General features: G+C 63.7%; 13 protein-coding genes. 6 read left to right on the top strand and 7 right to left on the bottom strand.

What is annotated here, in order from left to right:
* Positions 1–31 precede the first annotated feature (31 nt).
* The 4 genes from DX905_RS09925 to DX905_RS09910 are packed head-to-tail and all read right to left on the bottom strand — an operon-like array spanning position 32 to position 4,488.
* Entirely contained in the window at positions 32–760 is a 729-nt protein-coding gene (locus DX905_RS09925; protein WP_116091205.1) for a metallophosphoesterase family protein, read from the bottom strand.
* A 16-nt stretch (positions 761–776) separates the two neighbouring features.
* Positions 777–1,799 (bottom strand): glycosyltransferase family 4 protein, encoded by a 1,023-nt coding sequence (locus DX905_RS09920; RefSeq protein ID WP_116091204.1) that lies wholly within the window; start codon positions 1,797–1,799, stop codon positions 777–779.
* Positions 1,799–3,370, bottom strand: coding sequence for an alpha-amylase family glycosyl hydrolase (locus tag DX905_RS09915; RefSeq protein WP_116091203.1), 1,572 nt, complete (start codon positions 3,368–3,370; stop codon positions 1,799–1,801). The genes DX905_RS09920 and DX905_RS09915 overlap by 1 nt, the downstream gene beginning before the upstream one ends.
* Positions 3,367–4,488 (bottom strand): glycoside hydrolase family 130 protein, encoded by a 1,122-nt coding sequence (locus DX905_RS09910; protein ID WP_116091202.1) that lies wholly within the window; start codon positions 4,486–4,488, stop codon positions 3,367–3,369. The genes DX905_RS09915 and DX905_RS09910 overlap by 4 nt, the downstream gene beginning before the upstream one ends.
* An 83-nt stretch (positions 4,489–4,571) precedes the next feature.
* On the opposite strand from DX905_RS09910, the gene DX905_RS09905 reads away from it, so the two are divergent.
* The 4 genes from DX905_RS09905 to DX905_RS09890 all read left to right on the top strand — a co-directional run bounded on the left by DX905_RS09905 (position 4,572) and on the right by DX905_RS09890 (position 7,023).
* A complete protein-coding gene (locus tag DX905_RS09905; RefSeq protein ID WP_116091201.1) occupies positions 4,572–4,775 on the top strand; it encodes a hypervirulence associated TUDOR domain-containing protein in 204 nt (67 codons plus the stop codon).
* Between the two features lie 79 nt (positions 4,776–4,854).
* Positions 4,855–5,106, top strand: coding sequence for an SWIB/MDM2 domain-containing protein (locus DX905_RS09900; RefSeq protein ID WP_116091200.1), 252 nt, complete (start codon positions 4,855–4,857; stop codon positions 5,104–5,106).
* Positions 5,107–5,294: 188 nt separating this feature from the next.
* Positions 5,295–5,738 (top strand): Ros/MucR family transcriptional regulator, encoded by a 444-nt coding sequence (locus DX905_RS09895; RefSeq protein WP_116091199.1) that lies wholly within the window; start codon positions 5,295–5,297, stop codon positions 5,736–5,738.
* Positions 5,739–5,790: 52 nt separating this feature from the next.
* Complete coding sequence (locus tag DX905_RS09890) at positions 5,791–7,023, top strand: MFS transporter (protein ID WP_116091198.1); 1,233 nt, start codon at positions 5,791–5,793, stop codon at positions 7,021–7,023.
* Here DX905_RS09890 and DX905_RS09885 read toward each other — a convergent pair.
* Positions 6,996–7,751, bottom strand: a complete 756-nt coding sequence (locus DX905_RS09885) for a competence/damage-inducible protein A (RefSeq protein WP_116091197.1) — start codon at positions 7,749–7,751, stop codon at positions 6,996–6,998. The genes DX905_RS09890 and DX905_RS09885 overlap by 28 nt on opposite strands.
* Before the next feature lie 62 nt (positions 7,752–7,813).
* Between DX905_RS09885 and map the strand changes: the two genes are divergently transcribed.
* Positions 7,814–8,650 carry a type I methionyl aminopeptidase gene (gene map / locus DX905_RS09880; RefSeq protein ID WP_116091196.1) on the top strand — a complete coding sequence of 279 codons (837 nt, stop codon included), beginning with the start codon at positions 7,814–7,816 and terminating at the stop codon, positions 8,648–8,650.
* Between the two features lie 4 nt (positions 8,651–8,654).
* Here the strand turns inward: map and DX905_RS09875 are convergent, their stop codons facing one another.
* Positions 8,655–9,341, bottom strand: a complete 687-nt coding sequence (locus DX905_RS09875; RefSeq protein ID WP_240320807.1) for an HPP family protein — start codon at positions 9,339–9,341, stop codon at positions 8,655–8,657.
* Positions 9,342–9,466: 125 nt separating this feature from the next.
* Between DX905_RS09875 and DX905_RS09870 the strand changes: the two genes are divergently transcribed.
* Positions 9,467–10,315: a dienelactone hydrolase family protein gene (locus tag DX905_RS09870; RefSeq protein ID WP_116091195.1), complete on the top strand. Its 849-nt coding sequence runs from the start codon at positions 9,467–9,469 to the stop codon at positions 10,313–10,315.
* A gap of 183 nt (positions 10,316–10,498) precedes the next feature.
* Here DX905_RS09870 and DX905_RS09865 read toward each other — a convergent pair whose 3' ends face one another.
* Positions 10,499–12,358, bottom strand: coding sequence for a M3 family oligoendopeptidase (locus DX905_RS09865; RefSeq protein WP_116091194.1), 1,860 nt, complete (start codon positions 12,356–12,358; stop codon positions 10,499–10,501).
* Between the last annotated feature and the right edge of the window lie 55 nt (positions 12,359–12,413).

Here is a 12,413-nt window from a genome sequence, read left to right as displayed (position 1 = left end):
GCGCCTGCGACAAGCTCAGCCGCTCAGCCACTCAGCCGCCCATCAGGCGGTTCACGACTTCCATCTGCCCGTCTTCGACATGGAGTTCGTTGAACGAAGGCCGCGTCGTGCGCAGCCGTTCCGATAGCGTGCCGGCGCCCAGCAGGCGCACCTTCCTGCCGGATTGCTCGTGCAGCACGTCGAAAGCATCGTGAATGTGCCCGCTCACCACCGCATCCGCGCCGGCTTCGGCCAGCAAAGCCAGCGCATCCTTTCCGCGCCGCGTGTCGCCGTGTCCGACGAAGCCGGTGCGGATCAGCGGGTGGTGGCAGGCAACGATCGCGACCGCCCCCGCCGGCTTGTTGGCCAGCATCTCCAGCGCGACCTTCAATCCCGAATGCGACACGCGTCCGTACGACAGATTGCGGAACTGGAAGCGCGCCGTCGTCTTGAGCGGGACGATCAGGACACCCGGCAGCTCGAGCGGGCGCTCGATCGCTGCTTCGACGATATGATAACGACGGTAAGGGTCGAGCATCCGCGCAAGCGGGTTGAAATACGGAAGGTCGTGATTGCCCGGCTCCACCGTCACCGGCACGTTCAGGCTCTTAAGCCATTCCGCGGCGGCGACGAATTCCGCCTTGCGCGCGCGCATCGTCAGGTCGCCGGTGCAGATCACGGCGTCCGGCTGTTCGGCTTGCACCAAGTCCGCAAACCAGCGCACCGCCGCCTGATCCTCGCGGCCGAAATGCAAATCCGAAACATGAAACAGCCGCGCCATGACGGACAAGCGTTCCTCAGCCTGCGACGGTTCCGTCGATGATTTCGCGGTACAATTCCAGATATCGATCCGCCATCCGCTGGACGGTGAACCGTGTTTCGACTGCTTTACGGCACGCCGAACGGTCGATCTCGCCAATGCGGCTGATCGCCTCGAGCGCCTCGTCGAAGGTCTCGACCAGGAAGCCGGTCACGCCATGCTCGATCAGCTCCGGCATCGATCCGCGATTATAGGCGATTACCGGCGTGCCGCACGCCATCGCCTCGACGACCGACAAGCCGAAGGGCTCGTCGAAATGGATCAGGTGCAAGAGCGCCTTGGCGTGGCCCAGCGCCCTCGTCCGTGCGGCACCGCCGACCGGGCCGTTGAAGATGATCTGCTCGCCATCGATATGCGGTTCGACCTCGCGCGCATAATAACCCTCATCCTGGATGATCCCGGCCATCAGCAGGCGATCGCCGGTCGCCAGCGCAGCCTGGATCGCGTCGGCCGCCCCTTTGTCGGGGTGAATACGCCCGAAGAAGAGAAGATCGCTGCTGCCTTCGACATCGAACGGGAATTCATCGAGGCGGATGCCGTGGTGGATCGTCGCAGCATATTTCAGGTCGGCATGGCGATCGGCGTCGGAAATCGCGACATAATGAACCCGGTCTTCATAGCGCTTGAACACCGGCACGATCCGTTCGGATGAGAAGCCGTGGATGGTTGTCACCTGCGGCACGTCGACCAGCCGTGAAAAGGCGAGCGGTACGAAATCAGCCTGGTTGTGGATCAGGTCGAACTCGCCCGCGCGTTCGAACACATGGGAGACGTGGAGCATCTCCATCACCTTCGCGTCGAGGGTGCGGTCTTCCGAATAACCCGCCGGCACCACTGCCGCGAGCGTCCCTGCCGTTTCGCTATCGGCCGTAGCGAAGAGGGTCACGTCCACGCCCTTCGCCACCAGCGCCTCGGTCAACAGGCTGGTGACCAGCTCCCACGGGCCATAATGGCGCGGCGGAGTCCGCCACGAAATCGGTGCGAGCATCGCGATGCGCATCAGGCGAATTCCGCCGCCAGGATAACGCCTTGGTTGGGCGCGAGCATATTCGGCACATAATCTTCCGTGACGGTCGACAGCAGCAATCGGCCGGTCGGCAAGCTGGTTGGGTGCGCTTCGGCACTTAGGTTCAACGCAATCACGATCCGCTCCCCCTGATGCACGCGTTCGTACGCGAGCACGTCGCCATCGACCTCTATCAACCGCAGCGCTCCCACGCTCAACGCGGCATGCGCGCGCCGCAGCAGTAGCAGGTTGCGGTATAGTGTGAGCATCGATCCGGGATCGCGCCTTTCCACGTCGACATTACGCTCCCCCCAGTCGGCATTGAGCGGTAGCCACGGGTGGCCGCTGGTAAAGCCGGCATTGGGCGATCCGTCCCACGGCATAGGCGTGCGCGCCGGGTCGCGCCCGAAACCAAGCCCGGGTTCGCGCAGCTCGCGCGGATCCTGCACGTCGGCGGCAGGAATCAGGACGTCGGACAGGCCGAGTTCGTCCCCATAATAAACGGTCGGGGTGCCGCGCATCGTCAGCAGCAGCATCGCCGCTACGCGCGCCTGCGCAAGGCCGATGCGGGAGGCGATGCGCGGGCGATCATGATTGCCGAGCACCCAATTGGGCCACCCCCCCGGGGGAAGCGCGGCTTCATATTCCGCAACCATCGCGTGCAGCGTGCGGGCATGCCACGGCGCCTCAATCAGCTGAAAGTTGAAGGGCAGGTGCACGCCTCCCCCCCGCTTCCCGTAATAGGCCATCAGCCGCTCAATCGGCAGGTAGATCTCCCCGATCAGGACGCGGTTGCCATAGCTGTCGGCCAGCGCGCGCATTTCGGCGGCGATGTCGAACACTTCCGGCTGATCCGTGGAATGGAGCTGAAGCACGCGCTCCTTATCGGCCATTCCGGCGTGCCATTGCGGGTTCACCGGATTGTCGGGAAAGGCGGCCGCTTTGATCATATGCCACAGTATATCGACGCGGAATCCGTCAACGCCGCGATCGAACCAGAAGCGCATCGCATCCAGCATCGCCGCCTTCAATTCGGGATTGCGCCAGTTGAGGTCGGGCTGCTCGCGCAACATGGCGTGATAATAATATTGGCCGCTTGTCTCATCCCATTCCCAGGCCGACCCGCCGAAATCGCTGATCCAGTTGTTGGGTGGCCCGCCGTCCGAGGCCGGATCGCGCCATATATACCAGTCACGCTTCGGGCTGCTTCGCGAAGCGCGGCTTTCGAGAAACCAGGGATGGCGATCCGACGAATGGTTGGGCACGAAATCGAGGAGCAATTTCAACCCTCGGCTGTGCGCGGCGGCGAGCAGCCGATCGAAATCTGCAAGGGTGCCGAACACCGGGTGGACATCGGTGTAGTCCGCAACGTCGTAGCCGAAATCGACCATCGGTGACGGGTAGATGGGGGAGATCCACAGCGCGTCGACGCCCAGATCGGCAAGATAATCCAGCCGCCGCTCGATCCCCGCAAGATCACCCACCCCATCGCCGTTGCTGTCCTGGAAGGAGCGGGGATAGATCTGATAGATCACGCCGCTCTGCCACCATTGCGTGTCGCTCATGCGAACCGGCTCTTGGGAATATGGGTGATGCGGCAGGCGAGATCGGCTTCGCCGCTCGCCACGATATAATCATCGCCCCCGTCGGCGATGCCGGTGGAGAATACGACTTCGGTGGGCAAATAGAGCTGATGCGCGATCGGCGCGGTCAGGGCCGGGGCGGCCTCGATCAGCGGCGCGCCGTCTTCCAGGCGCAGGATCTTCCAGGGTTCGTCCGCATCGAGCAGCGCCCAGAAGGTTCGATAGACGCCCACCTTCGCGCGCGTTTCCACGCCATGATACAGCATCAGCCAACCGCTATCAGTTCGAATAGGCTGCGTCCCGCCACCCAGCTTCATCGATGAAGTCGAGCCCTTGCGGGCGCGCAGGAACGGCTGATCGAGCGGCTTCCAGTGCAGTGCATCGGGCGATTGCGCGAGGTTGATCGAAGGCCCGCCTCGATAAGGGCTTTCATCCGGATAGGCGAAATAGACCTCCCCCAATGGCCGGGTCAGCGCCATGAACTTACCGCCGATCCGGCCTTCGAACAGGATCATGTCCTTGTTCTGATGATCCAGCACGATGCCGAGCAGCTCATAGTCGAGCCCGTTGGTGGAAACGTGCAGCGTGGTTGAATGGCGTTCCGCCGAGACAGAACAGGTGGTCATGTACCATGTGTCGCCGATGCGGGTGATGCGGGCATCCTCGACGCCATATTGCTGATAATCGGCGGCCGGCTCGATCGCCTTGTCGTAATGAACCGCAACGACGGCTTGCGCATCGGGAGTCAATTCGACCGGCAGCAGCCACGAGATCGAGGTCAGCGCCAGCGTGCGGTAATTACCGCCGGCGACATCGAACTGGCGCGGGTCGGTCATTGCAACGCCGGTAAGCAGATGGTTGTCGAGCACGTAGCCGGCGGCCGTCCAGCGGATCGCGCGGACATGATCGCCGATCACCGGTTCCAGCAATGCCTCTGCCACGCGTACCATCATCAGCAAATTGCCGTTGGGCAAGCGCGTGAAGCCTGGATTGAAGGCGCCCAGGACGTAGGTTTCAGCGTCGAGCGATCCTCGCAGCGGCGAGCGGGCGAGATCTACGTCGCCGGGTGTGAAGATCAGATAATCGCGCTTTCGATCCATTCCGCCCCCGAGCGTTGGTTTATACGGCAACAAATGACGCGCCTCGCGTTTGGCTCCCTCGAAGCGTTGAGAGGAGGCAGGACATGGCCGGACTGGGCAAGGGCGACAAGGTAAGTTGGAAATCGCACGGCGGCACAGCGCATGGCCATGTCGTGAAGGAACAGACCAGCCCGACCACCATCAAGGGCCATAAGGTCGCGGCATCAAAGGATAATCCGGAATATATCGTCGAAACCGACGCCGGTAAGCGTGCGGCACATAAGAAGAAGGCGCTCACCCCGGACTAAGAGAGGCTTGCCAAAGGCGCCTCCTCGCGGAATAGCAGCGTCAGCCTTGAGAGAGGGGCCGCAAGAGGAGGACTTTAACATGGCAACAAAGACCGGTGGCATTCACAAGCCCGTAACCCCGTCCGCTGAACTGGCGGCCGTTGTCGGCAAGGGCCCGATGCCCCGCAGCGAGATCGTCAGCAAGCTGTGGGAATATATCAAGAAGAACAATCTTCAGGACAGCAAGGACAAGCGGCAGATCAACGCCGATGGTTCGCTGGAAAAGGTGTTCGGCAAGAAGAGCGTCAGCATGTTCGAGATGAACAAGCACGTCTCCAACCACGTCAAGTAATTGAATTGAAAGGGCTGGCGCTGGTCGCCGGCCCTTTCATTTCTGGCACGGTCCCGGGATGCGATCGGAATGCATCCCGAAGTTGACAATCCGTCTGCGAATTCCGCCAGCAAAATTGCTCGCCCCCGCCGTAACGATCTGCTAGTTCGTGTCGCCTATACATAGGCCTCACACAGGGCAGCGAAACAATGGCCGAAGAACCCGCAATCGAACTCCTGGCGCTGACGGCGGACATTGTTGCCGCGCACGTCGCCCATAACCGCGTGACTGTCAGTGAATTGCCGGAGTTGATCGGCAAGGTCCATTCCGCACTGGCCGGTCTTGGCGAAACCGTCGAAACGGCGCCCGCAGAGCAGAAGCCGGCGGTTTCAATACGTGCTTCGATCAAGCCCGACCATCTTGTCTGCCTCGAAGATGGCAAGAAGCTGACCATGCTTAAGCGTTATCTGCGCACCAACTACGACATGACTCCGCAGCAATATCGCGCGAAGTGGAAGCTGCCGGCGGACTATCCGATGGTGGCGCCCGATTATGCGGACAAGCGTCGTACGCTGGCGAAGGCGATCGGCCTTGGCCGCAAGCGCGGTGCCGCCGCGCCCGCCTCCAAGCGGGGTCGTCCCGCCAAAAAGTAGGACGTCCTGGCGCGGAGTGCGCGCACACCGCAACTTCATTCCCGGATAGCCCATGCCCGTCTCCAACCAGCGCGCGGTGCGCTTCGTCGTCCTGACCGTGCTGATCGATGCGATCGGGTTCGGCATCGTCATGCCGGTGCTGCCGGGGATCGTGATGAAGCTTGGCCATGTCGGGCTGGCGGATGCGACGCGCATCGGCGGATGGCTGGGCGTGATCTACGCCGCCGTCCAGTTCCTGACCGGCCCGCTGGTCGGCAATCTTGGGGACAGGTTCGGGCGGCGTCCAGTGATCCTCGGCTCGCTCGCCGGCTTCGCATTGGATTACGCGCTGATGGGATTCGCGCCTTCGCTTGGCTGGCTTTTTGTCGGCCGCGCGCTCGCCGGTCTGTTCGGCGCGTCGTTCGGACCGGCCGGGGCAGCGATGGCGGATCTCTCGGCGCCGGAAGATCGCGCGCGCCACTTCGGCATGATCGGCGGAGCCTTCGGCGTAGGCTTCGTGATCGGGCCCGCAATCGGCGGACTGCTCGGCGAAATCGGGCCGCGCGCCCCTTTCTATGCGGCAGCAATGTTGGCGGCGGCCAACTTCCTGTTCGGGTTGGCCGCCTTCCCGGAGACGCACAAAGCGGAAAATCGGCGCGCGTTTCAGTGGAAGCGCGCCAATCCGCTCGGCGCATTACTGGCATTGCGGCGCCATCCTGGAGTGCTGCCGGTCGCCTTTGCCAGCTTCTGGTGGAACCTCGCCGGTATGGTCTACCCGGCTACGTGGGCTTATTTCACCATCGCCGCCTTCAACTGGACGCCAGGCATAATTGGCGCGTCACTGGCGTTGGTTGGGCTGCTGATGGCGCTGTCGCAGGTCTTCGTCGTCGGCCGCGTGGTGAAACGCGTCGGCGAGCGGCACGCGGCCGAGATCGGCATCCTGTGCGGGATGATCGGCTTTATCGCCTATACCTTCCTCCATACGGGCTGGCTGGTGTTCGCTTTCCTGTGCCTGACCGCCATGCAGAGTCTGGTGATGCCGTCGATGAACGGTCTGATGTCACGGCGGGTACCTGCCGACGCGCAAGGGGAACTGCAGGGGTTCGGCGGCAGCATCGCCGCATTGGGTGCGATTGCGGCTCCCGCGCTCTACAACCCTGCGCTCGCCTGGTTCACCCGCCCGGACGCGGTGTTCCGCTTTCCGGGCATCGTCTTTGCGATGGCGACGGCGGCGGCGCTGGTAGCGCTGCTCACGCTTTTGCTGATGCGGCGCGCGCCTCAGATCCCGCCCGCGACCGGCGCATAGCCCAACGCGACCAGCGCCGCTGTCAGATCGGCGGTGCAGGCCGTAAGCTTGGCCTCGTCAATCGATCGGATCACGAAATTGGCGCCGGTCCTGCCGTCGCGGAAGAATGGGTATGACCCGATCTGACAGCCCTCATGGCTTTTCTCGGTCTCCCCCAGCAGGTCGGCAATCTCGCTTTCCTGCACCCAGCAGCCGATCGTCGCGGAAACCACCGGACGACCCCCCTCCAGCTTGCCGGTGAGGCTGTCGAGCATGGCGGCGGCAATATGCGGGACGCCGGCCAGGATGAAGATGTTGCCGATGCGGATGCCGGGCGCGCCGGACCGCTCGTTGACGATCAATGACGCGCCCTCCGGCGTGCGCGCCATCCGCAGCCGCGCCTCGGTCAGTCCGCCGCGACTGACATAATAATCCTCGAGGATAGCGCGCGCCCCAGAATGGACGATCACCGGCACGCCAAGTGCCGCCGCGATCGCATCGACCGTGATGTCGTCGTGGGTCGGGCCGATGCCGCCGGTCGTGAACAGATAGTCGTTGTCATGCGCCAGCGCGGTCACCGCCGCGCCGATCGCCTCCATTTCGTCTGCGACGACCCGAACCTCACGCAGCCTGATTCCCTGCAGGTTCAGCCACAAAGCGAGCTGCGCGATATTCTTGTCCTGGGTTCGCCCGGACAGGATCTCGTCGCCGATGATCGCGAGGGCGGCAGTCCAGATACGCTCAGACATAAGCTTCGATAGCGGCTCGCCGGGCTCTCGCAAAGCCCGCGAGCGTCTTCTATATGAGGTTTATGACCCAATATCAGACTATCGCGGCGGGCGAGGCAGTCACCCGCACGGGCGCGATCAAGCTTTATGGACCGGAAGGCTTTGAAGGCATGCGCCGCGCCGGCCGGCTGGCGGCCCAAATTCTCGACGAGCTTGCCGCCCATATCAGGCCGGGCGTGACGACCGAAGAGATCGACCGGATCGTCTATGACATGACGCTCGCGGGTGGTGCGGTGCCGGCGACGCTCAATTATCGGGGCTATACCCACAGCTCGTGCATCAGCCTGAACCATGTTGTCTGCCACGGCATTCCCGGCAGCAAGACGATCAAGGAGGGCGACATCGTCAACGTCGACGTGACACCCTTGCTCGACGGCTGGCATGGCGACAGCAACCGCACCTATCTCGCCGGCGACGTGCCGCTAAAAGCGCGCAAGCTGGTCGAGGTGACCTATGAGTGCCTGATGTTGGGGATCGCGGCGGCAAAGCCCGGGGCGCGGCTGGGCGATATCGGCCACGCCATCCAGACGCATGCCGAGAAGCATCGCTACGGCGTCGTACGCGACTTTTGCGGTCATGGGGTCGGGCGCCTGTTCCACGACGCACCGGAGGTGGTTCATCTCGGCCGCCCAGGCACGGGCCCCGAACTCAAGCCGGGCATGTTCTTCACGATCGAGCCAATGATCAATATCGGCCGCCCCGACGTGAAGGTGCTGGACGACGGCTGGACGGCGGTAACGCGCGATCGCTCACTCTCGGCCCAGTTCGAACATTCGATCGGTATCACCGAGACCGGCGCAGAAATCTTCACCAAAAGCCCCAAGGGCCTCGACCTGCCGCACCGCCCTAACGAGGGCTAGGGCTTCACCTTGCTGCGGCGTGATATTCGGCCCGCGTCAGCAGCAGGTCGAGATCGTCGCGGCTGATGTCGAAGGCATCGCCCATATCGGCAAGCGCATAATCGATATCGGTCCGGTGGAAGAGCGCCGGTGCCGCGGGCGCCAGCTTGGTCGCCGGCCGGTGGGGATAGCTATGGCCGGATACGAGGTGGAACAGCCACGCCACTGCGACCAACAGGATGGCGTCGGCCGCGATCGGCAGCAGCGCGAATCCATAGCCCGACGCGGCGATGGCGGGCGATGCCATTGCGGTAACGAGGGCGGTGCCCCCGCCGGGCGCATGAAGGCAACGCAGCAGCGACATGGCAAGGATCGCCGCCGCTACCGCGACGCCGGCGGCGATTTCCGGTCGCGGAATCAGTTGCGCGGCGACCGTGCCGACGATGGCCGAGGCGATATTGCCGCCGATCACCGGCCACGGCTGCGATAACGGGCTCGCCGGTACGGCGAATACGAGCACGGCGGAGGCGCCCAGCGGTGCGGCGAGATAGGGTAGCCCCGGCGCGAGCGGCAGCAGGCGGTGGCACAAGGCGGCGACGACGGTGATCGCGAGCAGCGCGCCGACGCTCGCGATCAGCCGGTCGCGCGAGGAGGCGCCGGCGAGCAGCGGCGCGAGCAAAGGCAAGGTCGAGCGAGCTGTCTTTTGCGTCATGGCGGATCGTTAGAAGCGGATTGACGTCCATGCACCATGCGCTTTTCTTGAGCGGCCGAAAGCGACCAATTGCATATGGGGGTGATCCGAGCGTAGCTCGCACATCGATTGAAACGGAGGATGCCATGCCGACCCTCACCCGCCCTGAAGGTACTCAAGCCGAAGACCTGCACATTGGCCGTCGCCCGGCGGTGACGATGTTCTTCGCCGGCTATGCGGTGGCGGCGCTCGCGGCCGATGCCAAACCGATTCGCACGCCCGATGCCGGGCTGGTGATCGACGAGGTGCTGATCCCGAACGGCGCGCCCAAGCCGCTGCCGGCTTATGTTGCGCGGCCCAAGGGCGCGGGGCGCCATGCCACGATCATCGTCGTCAACGAGATTTTCGGCATACACGATTATATCAAGGACATCTGCCGGCGGCTGGCGAAGCTCGGCTACGTCGCGGTCGCGCCCGATTTCTTCTATCGCTCCGGCGTCAACCTGCCCGCGATCGGCGATTTCAAGCAGATCATGCCAATCGTCGCCCAGGCGAGCGAAGCCCAAGTCGACGGCGACGTGCGCGCGACCACCGCCTGGATCAAGCAGACCCCCTTCGCCAAAGCCGACCGCATCGGCATCACCGGCTTCTGCTGGGGCGGGGCGGTGGTGTGGCGCTCAGCGATGGTCAATCCCGACATCCGCGCGGGCGTCGCCTGGTACGGCCATGTCGAGAAACTGATCGCGCGGGCGGGCGAACTGCACGCGCCGGTGCTGGGACTATATGGCGCCAAGGATCAGGGCATCGGCCAGGATCAGGTCCAGGCGATGGCGGAAGCGCTGCGCAAGGCGGGCAAGAGCGGCTCGTCGATCCACGTCTATCCCGATGCGGGTCACGGCTTCCACGCCGATTATCGCGACAGCTACAATGAAGCCGACGCCAAGGATGGGTGGGCGCGGATGCTCGCGCACTTCAAGGCGAATGGCGTCGGCTGACGCGTTTCCTGTTTAGCGGGAAGTCGCGTTTCAGGGCGGCAACGGGGGTCCGGTGGCGCTCCATTACCGTCACCCCGGCCTAGGCCGGGGTTCATGCGGCAGCTTGGCGCGTCACGGAAACCTGGGCGGCATTGCTTATGACACGATCGACCCCGGCGTTCGCCGGGGTGACCGCTGAGAAGGTCAGGCGAGCAGTTTCTCCGCCTGGTCGAGCACGTCGGAAAAGCTGCGGATGATCGTCTGATAGGGCGTCGCGGTGGCCATATCGAGGCCTGCCTTCTTGAGGATGTTGTAGCCGTAATCCGAACCGCCGGCGCGCAGCACCGACAGATAATTCTCGCGATCATTGGCCGTGCCGCGCATCACCTTGTCGGCGAAGTAGTTCGCCGCGGTGATCGAGGTCGCATATTGGAAGACGTAGAAGCCGTAGAAATAATGCTGAATATAGGCCCATTCGATGCCGTAGGCCGGGTCCATCACGAATTTGGGTCCATGATATTTCTTGAGCAAGTCGAGATTGACGGTCGTCATCTTCTCGCCTGACAGGCCCTCGCCCTTCTCGGCGAGATCGTGGACGGCGAGCTGGAACTCGGCGAACATCGCCTGGCGGTAAAAGGTGCCGCGATAATTCTCCATCATCTGGCCGAGATAGAAGAGCTTCTCCTGCTTGGTCTTGGCCTGACCGAGCATGTAATTGGCGAGCAGCAATTCATGGCAGGTCGAGGCGATCTCGGCGGTAAAGGTCGGGTAGCCGGCGGTCTCGAATGGCTGCGCCTTGTTGGCGAGCAACGTGTGCATCGCGTGGCCCCATTCGTGGGCGTAGGTGGTCAGCCCGTCATATTTGTCGCTGAGATTGAGCAGCAGATAAGGGTGCACGTCATAGGCCGAGCCCGACATGTAGGCGCCCGATTGCTTGCCCGGACGCGGGCGCGGATCCATCCATTTGTTGGCGGTCGCCTTGGCGAATTGTGCGCCGTAATCCGGCCCGAGCGGCTTGATCGCCGCCAGTGTCAGCGACCGCATCTCGTCGAGCGTGAAGCTCCGGTCGAGCGACACCAAAGGCGGGTAAATATCGTAATAGGCGATTTCGGGCAGGCTGAGCATGCGGCGCCGCAACTCGAAATAACGGTGCAGCACGGGCAGGCCCTTATTCGCCTCCGCTACCAGCGACCGGTAGACGCCTTCGGGGATGTTCGGGCCTGACAGGGCCGAGGCCAGGGCGCTGGGATATTTGCGCGCCTTCGCCTGAAACATCTCCCCCTTGGTCTGGCTGGCGAGCGACGCGCCGAGCGAGCTTTCGAAGCTCTTATAGCTTGCCCAGAATTGATCGAAGACGAGCTTGCGATCGGCACGGGCGGGAGCCGTGCGGCCGAGCGTATAGCCCTGATCGTCGAGCCGCAGCTTCCTGCCATCCGACAAGGTGACGGTGGGGCGCGGCATGTCCGACGAGACCAGCTGGACGCGGATGTCGCCCGGACCGGCGAGCGGCGCCGCAGTGGAGGCGAGCAAAGCCTCGCCTTCGGGCGACAGGGTATGCGGCGCCTGGCGCACGACGTCTTCCAGCTGGAAGCGGAATTTGGCGAGGCCGGGATCGGCCGCAAGGTAGGATTGGACCTTGGGCGCGCCGAGCGCGAGCAGCTCTGGGTTCACCCACGAACTTGCCTCGCCGAACGAGGTGAAAAGGTCGACCGCCTGCTGGCGCCGCTCCTGATTGGGCGCCACGCGCAAATCCTCGTCGCCCTTGAGCCCGGCATAGGTGAACAGCCGATAGACTTTTAGCGCGAGATCCGACTGCAGCTGGAGCATGGCGCGCAGCGTGCCCGCGCCCTCGCCCAGGCGGCCCTTATAGGCGGTGATCTCAGGCAGGCGGGCCATCACCGCATTGCGCTCGGCCGCCCAGGCGGTATCGTTGGGATACAGATCGGTCAGATCCCACACCGCGCCGGCCGGGGCGGCATCGGCGGCGGCGGCGCCTGCCGACAATGCGAGCGCACCGACGGCGGCGGCCGAGATCATGGCTTCGCGGCGGGAAAGTTCGGTCATGGATGCCCCATCAAGAAGATCGCCCGCAGCCACGGGCCTGCACGCTGTAAAGCGC

It is taken from the genome of Sphingomonas crusticola (assembly GCF_003391115.1).
Lineage (GTDB): Bacteria > Pseudomonadota > Alphaproteobacteria > Sphingomonadales > Sphingomonadaceae > Sphingomonas_I > Sphingomonas_I crusticola.
This window is presented reverse-complemented; position numbering and strand designations above follow the sequence as displayed.

What these genes read in the sequence shown, in the direction of transcription:
- DX905_RS09925 (WP_116091205.1), bottom strand. Translation starts at nt 760, where the DNA reads ATGGCGCGGCTGTTTCATGTTTCGGATTTGCATTTCGGCCGCGAGGAT.
- DX905_RS09920 (WP_116091204.1), bottom strand. Translation starts at nt 1,799, where the DNA reads ATGCGCATCGCGATGCTCGCACCGATTTCGTGGCGGACTCCGCCGCGC.
- DX905_RS09915 (WP_116091203.1), bottom strand. Translation starts at nt 3,370, where the DNA reads ATGAGCGACACGCAATGGTGGCAGAGCGGCGTGATCTATCAGATCTAT.
- DX905_RS09910 (WP_116091202.1), bottom strand. Translation starts at nt 4,488, where the DNA reads ATGGATCGAAAGCGCGATTATCTGATCTTCACACCCGGCGACGTAGAT.
- DX905_RS09905 (WP_116091201.1), top strand. Translation starts at nt 4,572, where the DNA reads ATGGCCGGACTGGGCAAGGGCGACAAGGTAAGTTGGAAATCGCACGGC.
- DX905_RS09900 (WP_116091200.1), top strand. Translation starts at nt 4,855, where the DNA reads ATGGCAACAAAGACCGGTGGCATTCACAAGCCCGTAACCCCGTCCGCT.
- DX905_RS09895 (WP_116091199.1), top strand. Translation starts at nt 5,295, where the DNA reads ATGGCCGAAGAACCCGCAATCGAACTCCTGGCGCTGACGGCGGACATT.
- DX905_RS09890 (WP_116091198.1), top strand. Translation starts at nt 5,791, where the DNA reads ATGCCCGTCTCCAACCAGCGCGCGGTGCGCTTCGTCGTCCTGACCGTG.
- DX905_RS09885 (WP_116091197.1), bottom strand. Translation starts at nt 7,751, where the DNA reads ATGTCTGAGCGTATCTGGACTGCCGCCCTCGCGATCATCGGCGACGAG.
- map (WP_116091196.1), top strand. Translation starts at nt 7,814, where the DNA reads ATGACCCAATATCAGACTATCGCGGCGGGCGAGGCAGTCACCCGCACG.
- DX905_RS09875 (WP_240320807.1), bottom strand. Translation starts at nt 9,341, where the DNA reads ATGACGCAAAAGACAGCTCGCTCGACCTTGCCTTTGCTCGCGCCGCTG.
- DX905_RS09870 (WP_116091195.1), top strand. Translation starts at nt 9,467, where the DNA reads ATGCCGACCCTCACCCGCCCTGAAGGTACTCAAGCCGAAGACCTGCAC.
- DX905_RS09865 (WP_116091194.1), bottom strand. Translation starts at nt 12,358, where the DNA reads ATGACCGAACTTTCCCGCCGCGAAGCCATGATCTCGGCCGCCGCCGTC.